The sequence below is a fragment of the Aestuariispira ectoiniformans genome (assembly GCF_025136295.1).
Taxonomy (GTDB): Bacteria; Pseudomonadota; Alphaproteobacteria; order UBA8366; family Aestuariispiraceae; genus Aestuariispira_A; species Aestuariispira_A ectoiniformans.
The window spans coordinates 52,371-69,504 of record NZ_CP062788.1 but is presented as its reverse complement, the minus strand read 5'-3'; the positions used below and the strand labels follow the sequence as shown (position 1 = coordinate 69,504).

Annotated in this window: 15 protein-coding genes; 5 read left to right on the top strand and 10 right to left on the bottom strand. The window is 50.2% G+C overall.

All coding sequences use genetic code 11. The features are described from left to right. Window positions 1–65 precede the first annotated feature (65 nt). The 5 genes from asnB to pseI all read left to right on the top strand — a co-directional run bounded on the left by asnB (window position 66) and on the right by pseI (window position 6,012). Complete coding sequence (asnB, locus tag IF205_RS00300; protein WP_259781289.1) at window positions 66–2,015, top strand: asparagine synthase (glutamine-hydrolyzing); 1,950 nt, start codon at window positions 66–68, stop codon at window positions 2,013–2,015. Next, on the top strand, window positions 2,008–3,129 hold the full coding sequence (locus IF205_RS00295; protein ID WP_259781288.1) for a glycosyltransferase: 1,122 nt from the start codon (window positions 2,008–2,010) through the stop codon (window positions 3,127–3,129). Before asnB ends, IF205_RS00295 begins: the two co-directional genes overlap by 8 nt. A gap of 77 nt (window positions 3,130–3,206) precedes the next feature. Beyond that, window positions 3,207–4,286: a UDP-2,4-diacetamido-2,4,6-trideoxy-beta-L-altropyranose hydrolase gene (gene pseG, locus IF205_RS00290; RefSeq protein WP_259781287.1), complete on the top strand. Its 1,080-nt coding sequence runs from the start codon at window positions 3,207–3,209 to the stop codon at window positions 4,284–4,286. Window positions 4,287–4,368: 82 nt separating this feature from the next. Next, on the top strand, window positions 4,369–4,848 hold the full coding sequence (locus IF205_RS20605; RefSeq protein ID WP_375542665.1) for a GNAT family N-acetyltransferase: 480 nt from the start codon (window positions 4,369–4,371) through the stop codon (window positions 4,846–4,848). 105 nt (window positions 4,849–4,953) lie between these two features. After that, window positions 4,954–6,012 carry a pseudaminic acid synthase gene (gene pseI / locus IF205_RS00285; RefSeq protein ID WP_259781286.1) on the top strand — a complete coding sequence of 353 codons (1,059 nt, stop codon included), beginning with the start codon at window positions 4,954–4,956 and terminating at the stop codon, window positions 6,010–6,012. 173 nt (window positions 6,013–6,185) lie between these two features. Here pseI and IF205_RS00280 read toward each other — a convergent pair whose 3' ends face one another. The 10 genes from IF205_RS00280 to pseC all read right to left on the bottom strand — a co-directional run bounded on the left by IF205_RS00280 (window position 6,186) and on the right by pseC (window position 17,102). Beyond that, complete coding sequence (locus IF205_RS00280; RefSeq protein ID WP_259781285.1) at window positions 6,186–7,295, bottom strand: glycosyltransferase; 1,110 nt, start codon at window positions 7,293–7,295, stop codon at window positions 6,186–6,188. Then, complete coding sequence (locus IF205_RS00275) at window positions 7,292–8,437, bottom strand: glycosyltransferase family 4 protein (RefSeq protein ID WP_259781284.1); 1,146 nt, start codon at window positions 8,435–8,437, stop codon at window positions 7,292–7,294. The genes IF205_RS00280 and IF205_RS00275 overlap by 4 nt, the downstream gene beginning before the upstream one ends. A 5-nt stretch (window positions 8,438–8,442) precedes the next feature. Next, window positions 8,443–10,056, bottom strand: coding sequence for an asparagine synthase-related protein (locus tag IF205_RS00270; RefSeq protein ID WP_259781283.1), 1,614 nt, complete (start codon window positions 10,054–10,056; stop codon window positions 8,443–8,445). Window positions 10,057–10,225: 169 nt separating this feature from the next. Next, the gene (locus IF205_RS00265; RefSeq protein ID WP_259781282.1) at window positions 10,226–10,858 is read right to left on the bottom strand and encodes a pseudaminic acid biosynthesis-associated methylase; all 633 of its coding nucleotides are present in this window, start codon (window positions 10,856–10,858) and stop codon (window positions 10,226–10,228) included. A gap of 18 nt (window positions 10,859–10,876) precedes the next feature. Further along, entirely contained in the window at window positions 10,877–11,602 is a 726-nt protein-coding gene (locus IF205_RS00260) for a cytidylyltransferase domain-containing protein (protein WP_259781281.1), read from the bottom strand. A gap of 10 nt (window positions 11,603–11,612) precedes the next feature. Then, on the bottom strand, window positions 11,613–13,238 hold the full coding sequence (locus IF205_RS00255; protein WP_259781280.1) for a hypothetical protein: 1,626 nt from the start codon (window positions 13,236–13,238) through the stop codon (window positions 11,613–11,615). Then, the gene (hisF, locus tag IF205_RS00250; RefSeq protein ID WP_259781279.1) at window positions 13,235–13,987 is read right to left on the bottom strand and encodes an imidazole glycerol phosphate synthase subunit HisF; all 753 of its coding nucleotides are present in this window, start codon (window positions 13,985–13,987) and stop codon (window positions 13,235–13,237) included. Before hisF ends, IF205_RS00255 begins: the two co-directional genes overlap by 4 nt. Before the next feature lie 9 nt (window positions 13,988–13,996). Then, entirely contained in the window at window positions 13,997–14,701 is a 705-nt protein-coding gene (gene hisH / locus IF205_RS00245; protein ID WP_259783328.1) for an imidazole glycerol phosphate synthase subunit HisH, read from the bottom strand. A gap of 13 nt (window positions 14,702–14,714) precedes the next feature. After that, entirely contained in the window at window positions 14,715–15,854 is a 1,140-nt protein-coding gene (locus IF205_RS00240) for an N-acetyl sugar amidotransferase (protein ID WP_259781278.1), read from the bottom strand. A gap of 33 nt (window positions 15,855–15,887) precedes the next feature. Next, complete coding sequence (gene pseC / locus IF205_RS00235) at window positions 15,888–17,102, bottom strand: UDP-4-amino-4,6-dideoxy-N-acetyl-beta-L-altrosamine transaminase (RefSeq protein WP_259781277.1); 1,215 nt, start codon at window positions 17,100–17,102, stop codon at window positions 15,888–15,890. Window positions 17,103–17,134: the final 32 nt, after the last annotated feature.

Genomic DNA, 17,134 nt, shown 5'->3' with positions numbered 1-17,134 from the left:
GCAGGTTTGCTAATCCTTTGGCTGGGACCTATGGCGGCCTTGTTATTTTTTGGAGACAGTTCAGCGTGTGTGGCATTGCCGGCTTCTGGCAGAAAGCAGGAAAAACGGAAGACGAGTTGCGTTCGGTTGCGATGACGATGGCCTTGGCTATGCACCATCGTGGCCCGGATGCGCAGGCGGCCTGGATTGATGCAGAGCGTGGCCTTGGTTTGGCTCACGCCCGATTGTCAATTATTGATTTGTCACCTGCCGGTCATCAACCGATGAAGTCCTCCTGCGGACGCTATGTCATCGTCTATAACGGCGAGGTCTATAACGCGACCGAAGTACGGGAGGAATTGCAGCGCGAAATGGGCGCCTCCTGTCCGAGTTTTCGCGGACATTCCGACACGGAAGTGATACTGGAAGCCTTCGCCCATTGGGGGATAGAGCAAACGGTTTCGCGCCTGATCGGGATGTTCGCCTTTGCAGTATGGGATCGACAGGAACGGCGCTTGACCCTGGGACGGGACCGGGTCGGTATCAAGCCTCTATATTGGGGGCGTGTAGGCGATAGCCTTTTTTTTGGGTCGGAACTGAAAGCTCTGCGCCCCCATCCGGCCTGGCGCGGAGAAATTGACCCAAACGCACTGAGTTCCTATATGAGGTTCAGCTATGTGCCTGCACCCTTGTCAATTTTCAGGGATGTCCACAAACTGGAACCTGGATACCTGCTGACCGTCGACGAAGACGGAGCCGTTAAGCTGACGCAATACTGGAACCTTTGTGAGGTCGCCCGCAAAGGATTGGAAAATCCCTTGCATGGTGACGAGGCTGAGACGCTGGACCACTTACATGATCTGTTGAAGGATGCTGTTGGCCGCCGGATGATTGCCGATGTACCTTTGGGCGCATTCCTGTCAGGGGGCATTGATTCGTCAACCGTTGTAGCGCTTATGCAGGCGCAAAGCAGCCGGCCGGTGAAAACATTCTCGATCGGTATGGATATCGATGGATATAACGAAGCCGACCATGCCAAGGCCGTCGCCAAACATCTGGGAACGGACCATCATGAGCTTTATATCACGGCCAAAGACGCACAAGGTGTGATACCCCAATTGGCGGAATTTTACGACGAACCTTTTGCCGACTCCTCCCAAATTCCAACCTATCTTGTGTCTCAACTAGCGCGGCAGAGTGTTACTGTCAGCCTGTCAGGTGATGGCGGGGACGAATTTTTCAGCGGTTATAACCGTTACCTTTGGGGGGATGCGATCAACCGGCGTCGGATGCAAATTCCTGTGTTTTTGCGCAAAAGCGGAAGTCGGGCCATTCGTGGGTTGTCGCCCGCCGGCTGGAACCGGATGGCGCGGATGATGCCGGAAAAGATACGCATTCCGCAATTGGGGCTGAAGGCGCATAAGGTGGCCAATGTCCTGGACATGGATAATGAAATGGAGATGTACCGTCGTCTGGTGACGGTGTGGGACCGGCCGGGTGACATTGTGCCTGGTGCCGTCGAACCAAAAAATGTCCTGTGGGATGATACGGTCCAGAAGGATATTCAGCCATTCATGGAACGGATGCAGGTGTTGGACGGCCAGACATATTTGCCGGACGATATTCTAACCAAGGTCGACCGTGCCAGCATGGCAGTCAGCCTGGAAGCAAGGGTGCCACTGCTTGATCACCGTGTGGCGGAGGCGGCTTTTCGTCTGCCGCGGCAGTTGCGGGTGCGGGATGGGAAAGGCAAATGGGCCCTGCGGAAGGTTCTATCGCGCTATCTCCCGGAAAGTCTTTTCGAACGACCCAAGGCAGGGTTCGGAATTCCTGTCGGCGCATGGTTGAAAGGTGACATGCGTGATTGGTGCGAAGACCTCCTTGAACCCAGGGCGTTGGAGGCGGAGGGCCTGTTAAATGCTGGGCCTATCCGGAAGGCCTGGAGTGACCATTTGAGCGGCGAAAGAAATAATGAAGCACAGCTGTGGACGGTGCTGATGTATCGTGTTTGGCAGGAGCAGTGGCCACGTGTCTGAAACAGTCGTGCACATTATCACCGGCCTGGGAGCAGGCGGGGCCGAGCGAATGTTGTCGCGCCTGGTGACCTTCGATTTTGAGGAACCGAAACCCCGGCAGGTTGTTGTTTCTCTGGGGGATGAGGGCGTGTTCGGCTCGATGCTGCGTGATGCGGGCGTAGAACTGCATTGCTTGAATCTAAAACTTCTCACAGCGCCTGTTGCACTTTGGCGGTTATGCAGGTTGCTGATATCTATCCGACCGGACTCTGTCGTTACTTGGCTCTATCATGCTGATTTGATGGGTACAATTGCTTGTTGGTTGACTGGTGTGGAAAACCTCTACTGGAACATTCGCTGTTCCAACATAGAATTTTCCAATTATTCCCCGTTCACTCGTTGGACAGTACAGCTCTTGTCCAGGCTGTCGGGATATCCTGCTGGTGTCCTCTATAACAGTAAAGTCGGCAAGGCGGTTCACGCGGAGATAGGTTATCATCCAAAGCGATGGTGCTATGTTCCCAACGGCTTTGACCTGGATGAATGGTATCCCGATGAAGGCGATCGCGATGCGGTCAGGTCCGAATGGGGGGTGACTGACGAGAACTTTGTTATTGGTATGGTTGCGCGTGTCGACCCGCAAAAGGACTATCCGACGTTTCTGGCGGCTGTAGAGGCGATTGTTCGGAAATACGGCCACGTTCGCATTGTTCTGATTGGTAAGGGGACAGAACAGGTTGTTCAAACCGAGGGGGTAAAACATGTGACGTTTTGCCTAGGGCAACGGCGGGATGTTACGTATTTGATGCGTGGCCTGGATTTAATCGTATTGAGTTCTGCATATGGTGAGGGCTTCCCAAATGTTTTGGGCGAGGCTATGGCAACAGGTGTCCCTTGTGTGACGACGAACGTTGGAGATGCGGCAGAGGTAGTGGGGGACACTGGCAGGGTCGCACCTGTGTCGAACCCGGGCAAACTTGCTGGTGAGATTGAACAAATGATCGTCATGGGACATGGCGACCGCCAGGATCTGCGGTCCCGCGCACGGAGGCGAATCCGGGATTTTTACTCGATGCCTGGTAAGGCAGTTTCCTATCGCCAAATTTGGAGTGGGCTCGTCAGATCCGACGACTAGGATGCCTTGACATGTCGATATGCTATTTTTGATAGTGAAGATAGATCTTAACCGTTTGGTTTTTGTAAGAGATGGTTGTGAGTAAGCGTATTGCTATCCGAGCTGATGCTTCCACCCGGATTGGTGGTGGACATGTGATGCGTTGCTTAAGTCTCGCAGATGAACTCTCCAAAGATGGTTATGAAATAACGTTTATCTGTCGTGTTCACACAGGGCACATGAAGGAGGTTATTGAAAATCGCGGTTATGACTGTGTGTTGTTACCGTGCATTGAGACAAATGCCCAAGTTGCAAATGAATGGTTAGGTTGCGCTTGGGAAGACGATGCGGCCGCTTGCGCAGAAGTTTTGAAAACTCTTGGCGGGGTCGAATGGTTATTTGTTGATCATTATTCTCTAGACGCCCGGTGGGAGAGGAGCCTTCAAACACACTTCGCGCGACTGTTGGTGTTCGACGACTTGGCCGACCGACCGCATGATTGCGATATCCTGATTGACCAGACTTTCGGTCGCGAACAATCGGACTATAGAAACCTAACTCGGGACGATTGCCGTATTTTGCTGGGACCAGCCTTCGCACCCTTGAGGCCACAGTTTGCAGAAGCGCGAGAGGAAGCTTTGCTCAGGCGCTATGCTACGAAAGAGGTAAAGAAGATACTTGTCGCCGTAGGCGCGATGGATCCGGACAATGTGACATTAAAAGTTCTCGAAGCACTCTATGGGCTTGATAGGGAGATTGTTGTTGATGTCGTCTTGAGTTCTGAGGCGCCACATTTGTCGGAAGTTAGAAATTTTGCAAATTCCCGAACACAGATATTGGTTGACGTTAAGAATATGGCATCTGTGATGTGCGATGCTGATCTGGCTGTTGGGGCAAGTGGGACAACTTCCTGGGAACGCTGTGTGTTGGGCTTGCCTGCCTTAACAATTGTGACAGCAAGAAATCAGCAATGGGTTGACAAAAGTTTGGCGAAAGCCGGTGCTGTTCGTTCCCTCGGATGGTTTGAAGACATTAGTCAGGACATGATACAGGAGAATGTTCGCAGGCTATGTGATGATAGTGAGCTTTTGCTGAAAATGGTGACCAGAAGCAAAATGATTTGTGATGGACTTGGAGCGGGCCGTATATGTGATCTGGTTTCCGCGGAAGGCAATTAGCCTTGCTATCACTATGCTCCTTGTTTTTCGCATATTTTTCTATGTGGACTTGTTACCACGTTCGTTTTGAGAAAGGCGCAGGATGACTATTTCGCTTAGAAAAGCGAATAAGGAAGACGCTCAGCTATTATATGAGTGGTCACAGGACAAGGTAGTGCGCGAGATGTCTCTTTCTTCGGAGCAATTCTCGTGGGAGGTCCACGAGCGTTGGTTTGCGAACAAGATGGCAAGTGATCGATGCAGAATTTATATTGCGGAGGACGGAGCTGGACAGCCGGTTGGGCAAATACGTTTCGACCTAGTTCATGAAGATAGGGCGGAAGTGGCTGTTTATACCGATCCCCACCAGCGCGGTAGAGGGTTGGGTGCAGGGATTATTCAACAGGGAACTGTGAAGTTTGTTGAATGTGTTCCAGTTAAGGCCATCGATGCAATAATAAAGGTAGAGAACCTTCGATCTAGAAAGGCTTTTTTGAAGGCAGGCTACAAAGAAATAGGACAAGAGTGTATCCAAGGGCGCAAATGTTACCGACTTCGTTGCATTGTATCGCCTTCTCGTTAGTGATGGCGTAACACCCAGTCAAAACGTTGATGTACTCAACAAGTAATCAGGGGCTACATCACTATGTTGTGGCGATCCGCATATTTGATGCGGAAGGAGAGAGTGATGATTAACGTGCAGAAATATATTGAGATTGAGAAACGCAGGATTGGCCCGGAATATCCTCCCTATGTTGTCGCAGAACTTTCCGCCAATCATAATGGAAAGCTTGACCGTGCGCTTGAAACACTCGTTATGGCGAAGGAAATGGGGGCCGATGCGGTAAAGCTGCAAACGTATTCGCCGGATACCATGACGATCGACTGCGACAATGAAGACTTCCAAATAAAAGGGGGGCTTTGGGACGGATATAATCTCTATAAACTTTATGAATGGGCCCAAACGCCTTTTGAGTGGCACCAGGCCTTATTTACAAAGGCCCGTGAAATTGGGATAACTGTTTTCTCCACACCTTTTGATGAAACAGCTGTTGACCTGTTGGAAGAGTTGGAGGCGCCAGCCTACAAAGTCGCATCCTTTGAAGTTGTCGATTTGCCGCTGATTTCGAAAATAGCAAAAACAGGCAAACCGGTCATTATGTCGACGGGAATGGCAAATTTAGCTGAAATCTCCGAGGCCGTTGAATGTGCTCGCGACAACGGTTGTAAAGACCTTCTGCTATTGCATTGTATCAGCAGTTATCCGGCACCGATTGAAGAGGCCAATTTAAGAACGATTCCAGATATGAGAGATCGTTTCAGTACATTGGTTGGTCTGTCCGACCACACACTTGGTGTTACCGCATCTGTCGCGAGTGTTGCCTTGGGCGCTTGTTTTATTGAAAAACATGTAACCCTTAGTCGTGCGGACAAAGGGCCGGACTCTGAATTCTCTCTTGAACCCTCCGAACTGAGGGACTTATGTTCCAGTGCAAAGGCCGCTTGGTTGGCTTTGGGCAAGGCTGGATATGATCTAAAGCCGGCGGAAGAAGCCAATATTAAGTTTCGGCGATCAATTTATGCCATCAGAGATATTGATGCAGGTGAGAGAATAACTTCCGATAAGATAAGAATTATTCGACCGGGATATGGCTTGGCCCCGAAACATTTTCAGGATGTTGTTGGCAGGAAGGCAAAAGCTAAGATCAAACGCGGTACGGCTTTGCAATGGCACTATGTCGACTGAAAAAATGTTCTGGTTACATACGTTCCCGGTCTAAAAATCTGATACTTCGTGACATCTTCCTGTTTGGAAGGGAACATTGGACCGCTGTATGTATATCATCAAGAAATGAGAGTTTTTTCAGACCTGAAGATTCTAATTTGTGGAGGTTTGGACGCAAAGCCATTCACAGTGGGCTACTTGGCTCCAAGGAGTGCTTCCTTGTAGCGTTCAACGATGGCATTGAGTTCAAATGCCTCCGCTCTCCGCGAGCCTTCAGCTGAAAGCTTGTCTCTAAGCGGTTTTGACTGAAGAACTTCATCCATGCTACGGCTTAGGGTGTCCTTATCGCCCATTGGCACCAAAATGCCATTCTTTCCGCTGGTGATGATGTCGCGCGGCCCATGTGGGCAATCGGTCGCAATAACGGCTGCACCGCAAGCCATAGCTTCGACAATGACATGCCCAAAGCCTTCCCAGCGGGACGACAGAACAAAGAGGTCAGCGTGGGACAGCCACGCCTCAGGGGTTTTGACGAAGCCGGGCATCATAACTCTGTCCACCAAATGGAGCCTTTCCACTTGCGCTTCCAAGGTCTTTCTATCCGGGCCTTCCCCAAGAATAATAAGGTTTGCCTTTGTTTTCAGCTGAGAAAATGCTGATATGAGAAGGTCGAAGTTCTTCTGTGTGGTGAGACGCCCAACACTGATGATGGTGGGCTCCTTCGCAGAGAATGGGGCATCGTTCAGACGGGCTTTTTCTGCCTTTTCTTTTATTCCGCTCACATCCACAGGATTCGGCAACGTGAGAAGGCTTTCTCTTTTTACTTTGCAGTCCGCCAGAATCTCGTCCGCCACTCCGTTTGAAAGTGCTATAACCCGATCAGCCTGTCGATAGGCCCAACCAGCGAGCTGTTTCCGTATCGCTCCGAGGTCATTGCGTGCACGGTGACTGTTGGTTTCTCGCAGGACTAATCTGGGGCTCTGCCTGCTAAGTCGGGTGGCCAATGTAGCGACAACGTTCGAGTCCAGCATTGTCGAGAAAACAATGTCGGGCTTTTCGGTGTTAATGACCTTCACAAGCTTGAACAGACTGCTGCGAAGGCGAGGAGATGCCAAATCTATCAATCGTATGTTTTTATCTACCCACTGCTGTCCAGCGCCCCGGCAATGGGCGACAACGAAAACAATGTCCAAATCAGGGGTATTCGCCAGTTGATTTACGATGTTGACCATCGTGCGCTGAGCGCCCCCGCCATCAAGATCGGAAAGGAAACAAAGCAGTTTCGTTTGTGACAGCATAGTCATAGAAATTGCCTTGGTTCGACGTCATTAGGCTTAACAAGGTCATCGTAGATGCGGGAGACACTGGCAACGTGAGATTCTACAGAAAACCTTTTGGATGCCATATCGAGAGCTTGGGCTTTAATCGACTGGTATAAAGCTGGGTCAGCTTCCAGCTCCACGATTTTTTCCACAAAGGCGTCAACTGAATTGGGTGCACATAGAAAACCAACGCCTGGCCTGTCTATGATTTCCTGATGGCCGCCTGCATCAGCGGCAATAACAGGAACGCCAGCAAACATTGCTTCTACAAGCGTGCGGCCAAAGGCTTCGATTTTGCATGGAGCAATGAGTAGATTAGAAGCCAATAGATATGGTGTTACCGATGCTTGGAAGTCGACAAAGTGAATGTTTGCATTGAGATCATTGGAGGCTGTTTGTTGAAGAAGGTCGTTTTTACGGCCTTCTTGGTTAGCACCAAGTAATATGCCGTGAACAGGTTTTATACTTTTCTTTTGTGCTTTGGCGACAACTTCAATAAAGAAATTAGGCCTTTTATATTCAACCAATCGTCCGATGAAAATAAGTACTGTAGCATCGTGAGCAATCCCCAGTTGGGTTCTAATGTTTTCATGCTTGATGAGGCCCGGTTTAACCACGGGATTATATATCGTTGATATCTGAAACCTATTGCTATGCCGGAGCGAGCCTTCTGCCTTGTGGGAAATAGCAATTGTATGATCTGTAAAAAAAGGAATTGCTTGCCATAGGTAGGAGCGTGATTTTGGCAAAGATCGTTGATGCCATATGGATTTTGTCAACTTGCCTATGCAGCCCAGAGACCAAGTTAAATTCATACGTAGATCATTTGTATGAACAATGTTGACACGGTTATCCTGGACGAAAGACCGGACCGTCGGGGCCGATCTGATGGCGTTCCAAAGAATTTTTAGTGGATTGGGAGTGCTACCTGCATAGGCGGGTATCGGTAAGTGGATGAAAGGAATATTTTTCTGGTTTAGGTAATCCGCCAGGGGACCCAGCTCATGCAATATTATGAGGGGTTCAAACCGCTTCCTATCAAGGTTTTGTATGAGTACAAGGGATGAAATATGACTTCCCCCGACAGAGTCACCGACAAAGGGATATGCAATTCTCGTTACCATGCGAGTTACCGTAATGGGGAACCGTCAAAATCCAGGCCGTGCTTGAACAGATAGTCTTTGCATAGCCAGGAAATGGCGTTGCGGTGATCTCTCTTACCGGTTGCCACCTCAAGCCAGGAACAGACCCCATAATTGGTGAGGACATCCATATGATATGCGAAAAAACGTCGTTCCATCTTATGCCAAAAGTTCTTGCCACCCGGTGCTGAAATTACCTTTGCAACTGTGCGTAGCGGTCTAATCCACTGGGGCGTTATCCAACTGCGTACAGGAAACCCTTGCCATACCCCGCCCCAGTTCATGTCGAGCAGGCTGTCTCGATACAACTTCTGGCCCAACTTCAGATGTAACGGAACAGACTGCCAAAAACGGATCATGTCAGGCTCCCAAAGCGGTAGTTGCCATTGGAAACCATAATAGTCGTATGCTCTTTGGCCTTGCACAACATATTTGATTTGTCGATTGGCAAATTCGGAATACTCATACAGGCTGTAGCATAGAGCTGCCTCATGCATTGGCGCGTCTGCTTGTCTCACTTCGTCGAAGAGGAGCTCCCGGATCATACCAAGGCGGTCCGACGTGCGAAGTGACTGCCACAGACCGAAGTGCTTTTTAACCGTTGCGTCGAATATTTTGTCTTCGCGGTCCTTTTGGGAAGATGTTACGGGCATGTTGGCAAGTATATCGGGAACGTGGCCCCCGGTGATAAAGTCGCCTGATTGGCCGTTGATAATTATTGCGTCGTTATTCACCCAGGGTTTGCTTCGCAACTCGCTGATTGTTGTTGCATCCTGTTCGGTGGGGACGGCCGTTAGCGCGTCAGCATAACTCAGAAACGATTGATAGGTTGTCGCATTGCGGCGCTGGCGAAACAGCCTTGGTGTGGAACTTAAGAAATGCCAGGGATAACCAAGATGTTTGGCTATGCGCCGCGCCGCATCCGCTTCATAGTTGCCTTCAAGGCCATATGAAAAACAAGCAACATTGTCATATCCAACGGCTTTTAGACCTGATGCTATGAGCCTGGAATCCAGCCCGGCACTGAGAGGCAATAATATCTGGCGGCCGTTTGCAGTGGATGCCGTGCGTTGCATGAGGCCAAGAAGCTGTTCTTTCGCAGACTCCTGCCATTGCTCGTCGGACAGGGAGTTATCTACTCGCCAGGGTTCGAAGCGGCCATAATGCGTTGCCGTGCTACTTTCGGTTCCAGAATGCAGAATGACAAAATGGCCAGGCCGAACGCTCCATACGTTTTTGTAGAGAGTATTGTCGGCCAAGGTAAATCCGGCCATGGCCATAACCTGGGCCTGGTCCAAATTGACGTCTGAAAGAGATAAACCCGCAACCGACCTTAAGTCACCGCCATTGTCTGCAATATTCCACCTATTCTTACGAAAAGTAAAAAGTAAGGGAATGGAGCGAGCCCAATCCACTGCTAGTAGTGTACTATCCCGCTGCAACACGACAAATGCGAAATGCCCCTCCAACGATGCTAAAAGCTCGCTGACTTTCACAGCATCGCAGTCTTGTTGCAATGCCAGTTCTACGGCAACGTCTTCGATGTTGCGATCGTGAACATACCCTTTGTAATAGACTGTGCATTCCTCAAGAGGCTTCATGTGCCAACCCATATGCGGGTGAAAGCCTGATAATGATACACAGTCAGCTGTCTGGATTGAATTCAAGGAGCGTTCCATCGGTTGGTCTAGGGGGAAGGCTATCTACTCACAGCACTGGAGCCTGGCTAATTGGCTGCAGCTCCGGGCGGCAGCCCGATATTTGTATGGACTAGCCTTTCTTGAAAAGCCACCAGGTCAAGTCGTCAAGCCCGGTGACCCGCTTCCAGAAAAAACCATAGTCAATCAACTGCAGATCCGGATGTCGATCCATCCAATAGCCGCCAAAATCTCTTTTAAAAAGACGCTCACTATGCCCACGGTAGGCGATTTCTTCTTCGTGAGGTGAGAAGTACTCAATACAGCCAATGTATTGCCTGGAAACTCTATACATCTCGTCGCATGTCTCCCCAAGCTTCTCGGGGGCAACGTGAATTAGCACACCACTGGTGAAAACAAAGTCGATACTTTGATCCGCAATAGGGATATTGTCACCGAAACCGGCTTTCACGTTATCAGGTTGTACAAAGCCGGACGATTCTAGGATCTTACGCGCACTGTCGTTAGGTTCTTGGGCGAAGAGCGTTGCCTCCGACAACTCTGATAACACATTTAAATTATTACCGCGGTTGGAGCCAACCTCGAGGATGCTCTGAGGGGCTGGACTGAGCAGGGGCAGTAACTTTTTCCACATCATGCGACGTGCAGCCAACATCTCGTCAGATGCGTTCCGCTCTGTATATTCATTGCCGAACTCGCCTTGCCAGAAGTTACCCTGCGGTGTGACGTTGTCATTATTTGACATTGGTGTTCTCCAAAAAAGCTAGTTAGCTATACGGCGATGTGCGTTAATTGCGGTTAGTTCCGGGTGCGATTTAACAAGTTTCATTACTTCATGCCAGTCGATAGTTGTGCTGTTGGACGGCAGGAGTTTGAAAACTTCCTTTAATAGCGCCAAATCTTCTGGATAATCCAGCGTCCAGCGTTGCTTGCTTGCCTCACCGCCCGGACCAGGGACGTATCCACGCGGTTTGGAGTTCCTACGCAACCAGGGGGTGACATGTTCCCTGTCATCCGGGGTTTCAGCGCACTCATGCGCACGTTCCAGTTCTGAGCGCAGGAAGGCTTCACAATCAAGGCCATGCGGCCAACTGCGCCCCTCATCTGGAACGTTTGAGCTGTAGGCAGCCCCGTTTTCTATCAAAGCGAGGACGTCTCCACATATTGTCGGGTCAATCAAAGGGCAATCGCAGGTAATGCGTATAATACGATCCGCCTGAAGCATTTGTGCCGCACCGACGTAACGGCTGAGGACGTCTTCCTCGCTACCACGGAAAACCGGGTAGCCCGCATCCGACGCGATCTTTGCTACGGCGTCATCCCGGGCGAGATCGGTTGTTGCCAGACATACATCGTCAACTCCGGCAATTTGGCTGGCTCTGTCCAAGACATGAAGAAGTACCGGTTTGCTGCCAAGTTGCTCCAGCACCTTGCCGGGAAGCCGGCTGGAGCCCATCCTCGCCTGAGCGATTACTACGGTACGTACCATTGGGAACCCGTCAGTCATTTAGGAACAAGTTACGGAAGTAAGTTGGATCAAATGAGCATCCAGTTAATGAGATTATAGCCTCTTTAAGGTCATTGGTATCAATGACGGGACGGTTCCTCTCATCTATCCCGACTGATATCACGTGACAGCGCTTCCGGATTTCCAGATCTACTTTCTCGCCAAAAGTGAGATTGCCAAGGTCGAGTAGGATTATTGGCTTGTCAGTACAAAGTGCTATGGAAAAAGTAGTTGAGCCGGCAAAGTCGAAAAGAAACAGATCTGCATCGGATAAGACAGCCTCGAAAGGTGTCTGAACGGTTTTGACATTGCTGGGTGCATATGCGGCGAGCCCGGGCGGAGTGCCGTTGTACAGGCCTCCTGGATGAGGCTTGTGTATGAATTCGGCATCAATGTCTTTGAAGCTGTCCATCAGGCGATATTGCCAGTCCAGGTATACCGGACCGTTGGTGAAAGCCGGATATGATTGAAAGAAGCCATAGTATGCCGTCGCGGCATAGAGAACACGAGGGACTCTGTGCGGTTGTTTGTTTGTTTTTGTCTGCTGAACGTCTGGGCGTAGAGACGGATCCCCTTCGGCTCCCGTTATCTTAACCGGGTAGAAGGCTGCAGCTATTGCTTTCGCTTTTTGGACATTGGGCAGTCTCGCAGCGATAGGCGTTGGGACAACGGCTTCTGTAGCAACGGCAAAATCCTGATGGGCCTGGTAGTGAGGGCTGTCCACAAGTGAGAGAGTTCCTCCATGATCAAAGCGTTTGACCGCGCCGCCTCGTCTACGTATTTCCAGTCCCAAGGCCCGTGAAGGAAGGAAATCACCATTGCCTGTCCAAAGTTCACCGGGGAGGTGCCGGACAGATGTTAGGCATGACAGAATTTCATGTGCGGATTCAAGTTGTTGGAGTGCCACTGGCTCCAAAAGAGACGCTACATTAATGCGTTGATGTTCTAAAAGGATCGGATCTGCTGCGAGGACAAAAGAGTATTCTTGTGCGAGGTTACGTAAGTCCAAGTCCGACATGAAACGGTCTGGCCGCCTACGCCCTTCCTGCAGGGCTCGCTCAAAAAACGGCATGGCATGCTGAAAAGCTAGCCTGATATGCGACTTCTTTGCAGTGTCTCGCAACAGGGCATTGTGAGTGATGGCTAACGCATCAGGTTTTAAGAGCGTGCAAATGGCTTTTCCGGGAGACGACCAACTCCGCACCCTTGCTAATTGGCGTAGGAATTTGAAATTGATTTTCTGTTGAATATGGCGAAGCCCCATCTGTTGCAGGTCATTTTTTGCAGTGTCCGCCTTATAGTAACCGGTATTGATTGTCTGAATGGTGTCGTTGCCGACCATTTCAAGGTGATGGGTTCCCGCTGCAGAGCATACAAATGCTGTTTCAATAAGTGTTGTCGCCTCGTTTGCACATTTCGCCATTAATATTAGATCGCGGCAGCGGCCCGATTGCGATATGGCGAAGTTCATGTAGCGCTCGTAGACGCGGGGCGCGATGGCAATGGTGGTGCTGGGAGAAACCGGCCAGGAAAAGGCTTTGAGCCAGCTAGGCTTTCCGACCTCTTTGCCGTTAAGAGAAAACGGAATGTTTTGTTTTTTTGTAGTCTGGCTTGTCATTTGCGGACGTTGAAACCTTGTTCGCCAAGAAAATTTCGCACATCAGACGGCGTAATCTCGGTAAAATGAAAGAGGCTTGCCGCAGCAAGCGCATTGGCTCCGGCGGCGGCTGCTTGTGCAAAATGCTCCAGCTTTCCCGCTCCACCAGATGCGATGATGGGGAGCTGCGTTGCCTCGCTAATCTTTTTGATTATTGTGAGGTCATACCCATCCATTGTCCCGTCTTTGTCGATGGAATTTAGAAGTATTTCACCTGCTCCAAGAGACTGCAGCCGCTGCGCGAGTTCGGCAGGGGGGGTGTCGAGCGGGTTTTCGCCGTTATTTGTGTAGCAAGTATACTGCCCATCAATGCAACGTACGTCTATTGAAGCGACAACCGCTTGGCTTCCAAATATCTGTGCGATCTCTTGAACTATGCCGGGGTTGCTTGCTATTGCGGAATTCAATGTGATTTTGTCGGCCCCAGCAGCGAAAAGTGAGCGAGCGTCGTGCAGGGTTTTGATGCCTCCACCGACAGTTAATGGCATGAAGCAATCGTCTGCAATATCGTCGATTAGTTGAACGTCAGGGATACTATTTGTGCGTGTTGCGCCGATGTCCACAAAAAGTAACTCGTCGACGTTTCTGAGATTGTTGACGCGGACAGCCTGCCTGGCGGAGCCAACGCGTCTGAGCGACCCATACTGTATACTTTTAACTAATACAGTATCTTTGAAGAGTAATGTTGGTATTATGCGTAATTTTAACATTGTTTTTCTTTACAATGACAAAAAATTCTTAAGTATTATTTTTCCGTTTTTTTGACTTTTTTCCGGGTGAAACTGAGTTCCGTAAATGTTTTCGTGGTTTATTATCGAGGTGAAACCACCGCAATATGGGGTTCTTCCGATTATGCTGTCTGGGGTATCTGCCACAAAATGGTAGGAATGGACAAAATAGAAATCTGCATCCAAAGGCAGGTCTTTAGTTAAAAGTGAATCGTTGGTGACTTGCACTGAATTCCACCCAACATGTGGAACGCGCTCCTGCCTGCTAGTTGGCTGAAGAGGCATGACGCTGCCACCAAGCAGCCCTAAACCCTCTGTCTCGCCTTCTTCCCAGCCGATGCGAGCAAGCAAATGCATACCAAGGCAAACACCTAAAACCGGAATTTTTCGACCAAGTGCAGCGGAAATGATTTCATCCGTCATACCGCTTTTGTTTAAGCGTTCCATGGCTGAGGCAAACGCACCTACGCCAGGGATTACAAGACGGCTGGCATTTTTAATCTCCGACGGCGACAGCGCCACGAGGACCCTACAATCGTTGACCTCTAACGCTCTCTTTATGGAGCCGAGGTTGCATAGTCCAGTGTCGACAATGACAACTTCTTTTTTTGTGGCGCTCGAAACTTTGTCGCTACTTTGCAAACGGGAACGGTCAGCTAACCGCTTCCCTTTACGGAGGGCGGTTTGGGCCGGCACAGGCCTTCGTCGGTTAATGCCGTTTGATCGGATTGCCGTCTTCGTCACGGATTATATTGCCCTCGTTATCGGTCTGGAAAATTTTGCGATTGGTGAAGCGATCACAAACAACAAGAAAATCGTCCAAAGTCATGTCAATTTCTGCGAGAATTTCTTCAATTGGCTTGCCAAGGCATGTCCAAGGGAATTGCCCGTCATGCATTTCCACCAATTTCAAGGCATCTTCCCGGAGCAAACGGCCCCGGCGAATGTGATTGCAGGCGATGTCTGTGGCTCGACCGAAACCAAACTTCAAATACTTGAAATAATCGTGAATTCCGGTTTGATAGTTGTCGAGGTTCTCATAACTGGCGAGCGACCCTTCCACCAGGTGAGGATAATATTCGAAACCGTGTGCCTGGGCGATTATTGCATTTTGCATGCCGTCCCATGGCACATAATGACCCAGAAAAATGCCGGTTACCCCAACGCGCTCTAATTCTTCGTTGCTTGGGTAAGAGTATTGGATCAGATGTTTAGCCTCTATGCCATGCCTGCCTACCCAGTCGGAAACCCTTAGGCCAAGCAGCCCACCAAACTCCTCCAGCCACCGCCGGGTAAGGGTTTGGCCGCTTGCAGCAGCAGCAGGGCCGCCATATTCATTCTGTGGGTTTTCGCCCCAGACAATTAACGGGATTCCCATTTGAACCGCGATACGCACGGGGAGTGTAAAGATCGTAACATGTTCGGGCCAGGAAATGTCCCCGATCTCTTCAAGGCAAAGTTGGTTTAGTTTTCTTCGGACGACGGGGTTTACGGATACTTCGATATAGTCAACACCCAGCCGTTTAATGTTCTCGATATTGCGGCGGCCGAGTTCAGACGGAGAATCGGTGGTTGCAGTTACGCAGAGCGGGTTAAGTCCGAGTTCAAGAATTCGAATTACCTGGTAGGTACTGTCTTTACCACCGCTGACCGGCACGACGCAGTCGTAGTTTGATCCATCTTTCGAACGATATCGCTCTGCGATTTCGACCAGTTCCTGCTTTCTTTTGTCCCAGTCGACTGCTTTGCGTTGTTGAAAGTTGTTGCACGCGCTGCAAACTCCACTTTCATCAAAAACCAGGTCGGGTTTAGTCTCTGGATACAAACAACTAGTACATAGATTCAGCATGAAATTGATTCTCGTCTGATGGTATTTTTGCCATTATAGGTTGGAGCGAAGACTGTTGGCCAAACAGTCGGCAACCCGGAAAACGTCCTGGTCGCGCATTGAGGGCCATAGTGGCAGGGATAGAGTTTGCTCATAATATAGGTTTGCGGAAGGTATACGCAAATTTTGCTGAAGACCACGGAAATAAGGTTGGCATGGTACCGGTATATAGTGGACCTGTGTTCCAATGCCTGCGTCGTGTAGCTGCTTCATTAGTTTCGCCCGCGATTTAGCCAATCTGGAAAAATCAATCAAGACTGAAAATAAATGCAGTCCGGAATAGGTGCCTTCCCTTTGAGGGACAAAACGGATGGGGGCATCTAACGTTGCGAGCGCTTCCTTATACAGTCCCACTAACTCATGCCGACGCTCGAGCATGGGGGCTGCCCGCTTCAACTGGCTAGTGCCGAGTGCGGCATTTATATCGCTGAGGCGGTAGTTGAGGCCCGGGCGAGCAATTTCATAGTACCAGGGATTCGGGGTGCCGTCCTCGTCGAAGGCCATGTCCAGATTGACCCAGTCTTCGGGGGAGCGTGTCATGGCATGACTGCGCAGTTTTCGTAGAGCTTGATCGATTGACGGGGATGTTGTCGTCAGAGCCCCGCCTTCGCCGGTTGCGATATTCTTGACAGGGTGGAAGGAATAAACACAAAGGTCGGAATGATCACAGGCGCCGACAAAATGCTCCATGCCTTTTCCACTGTGATAGCGGGCACCCAAGGCATGGCAGGCATCTTCGATCACGAAAAGCCCGTATTTGCGGGCTGTTTCCTGGATTGCGGGCATGTCGCAGGGTTGCCCGGCAAGATGAACCGGAAAAACAGCTTTGAGTGGCTTTCCTTCATGCGTGTCAATTGCGGCTTGTAGGCTGTCCGCGGTCATCAGGCCCGTTTCCGGGTCAACATCGCAAAAAACAATTTCCGCGCCATTGATATGGGGGGCCGACGCAGTGGCGAGGAATGTAATGGCAGGAACGATCACAGCACAGTTTTCGTCTAAGTCCAATGCCATGGCCGCAAGGTGCAGGGCTGCAGTTCCGTTTGCACAGGCCACAACATGTGGAGCACGGACATAATCTCCAAGAGCTTTTTCAAAAGCCTCAACAGCGGGACCGGTCGTCAGCCAGTCCGATTTCAGGACATCAACGACGGCCTGGATATCGTCCTCGTTGATGTATTGTTTGCCGTATGGGAGGAAGCCACTGGTCATTTAGACGCTCCTGCCAGGCTCTTTATGGGCCT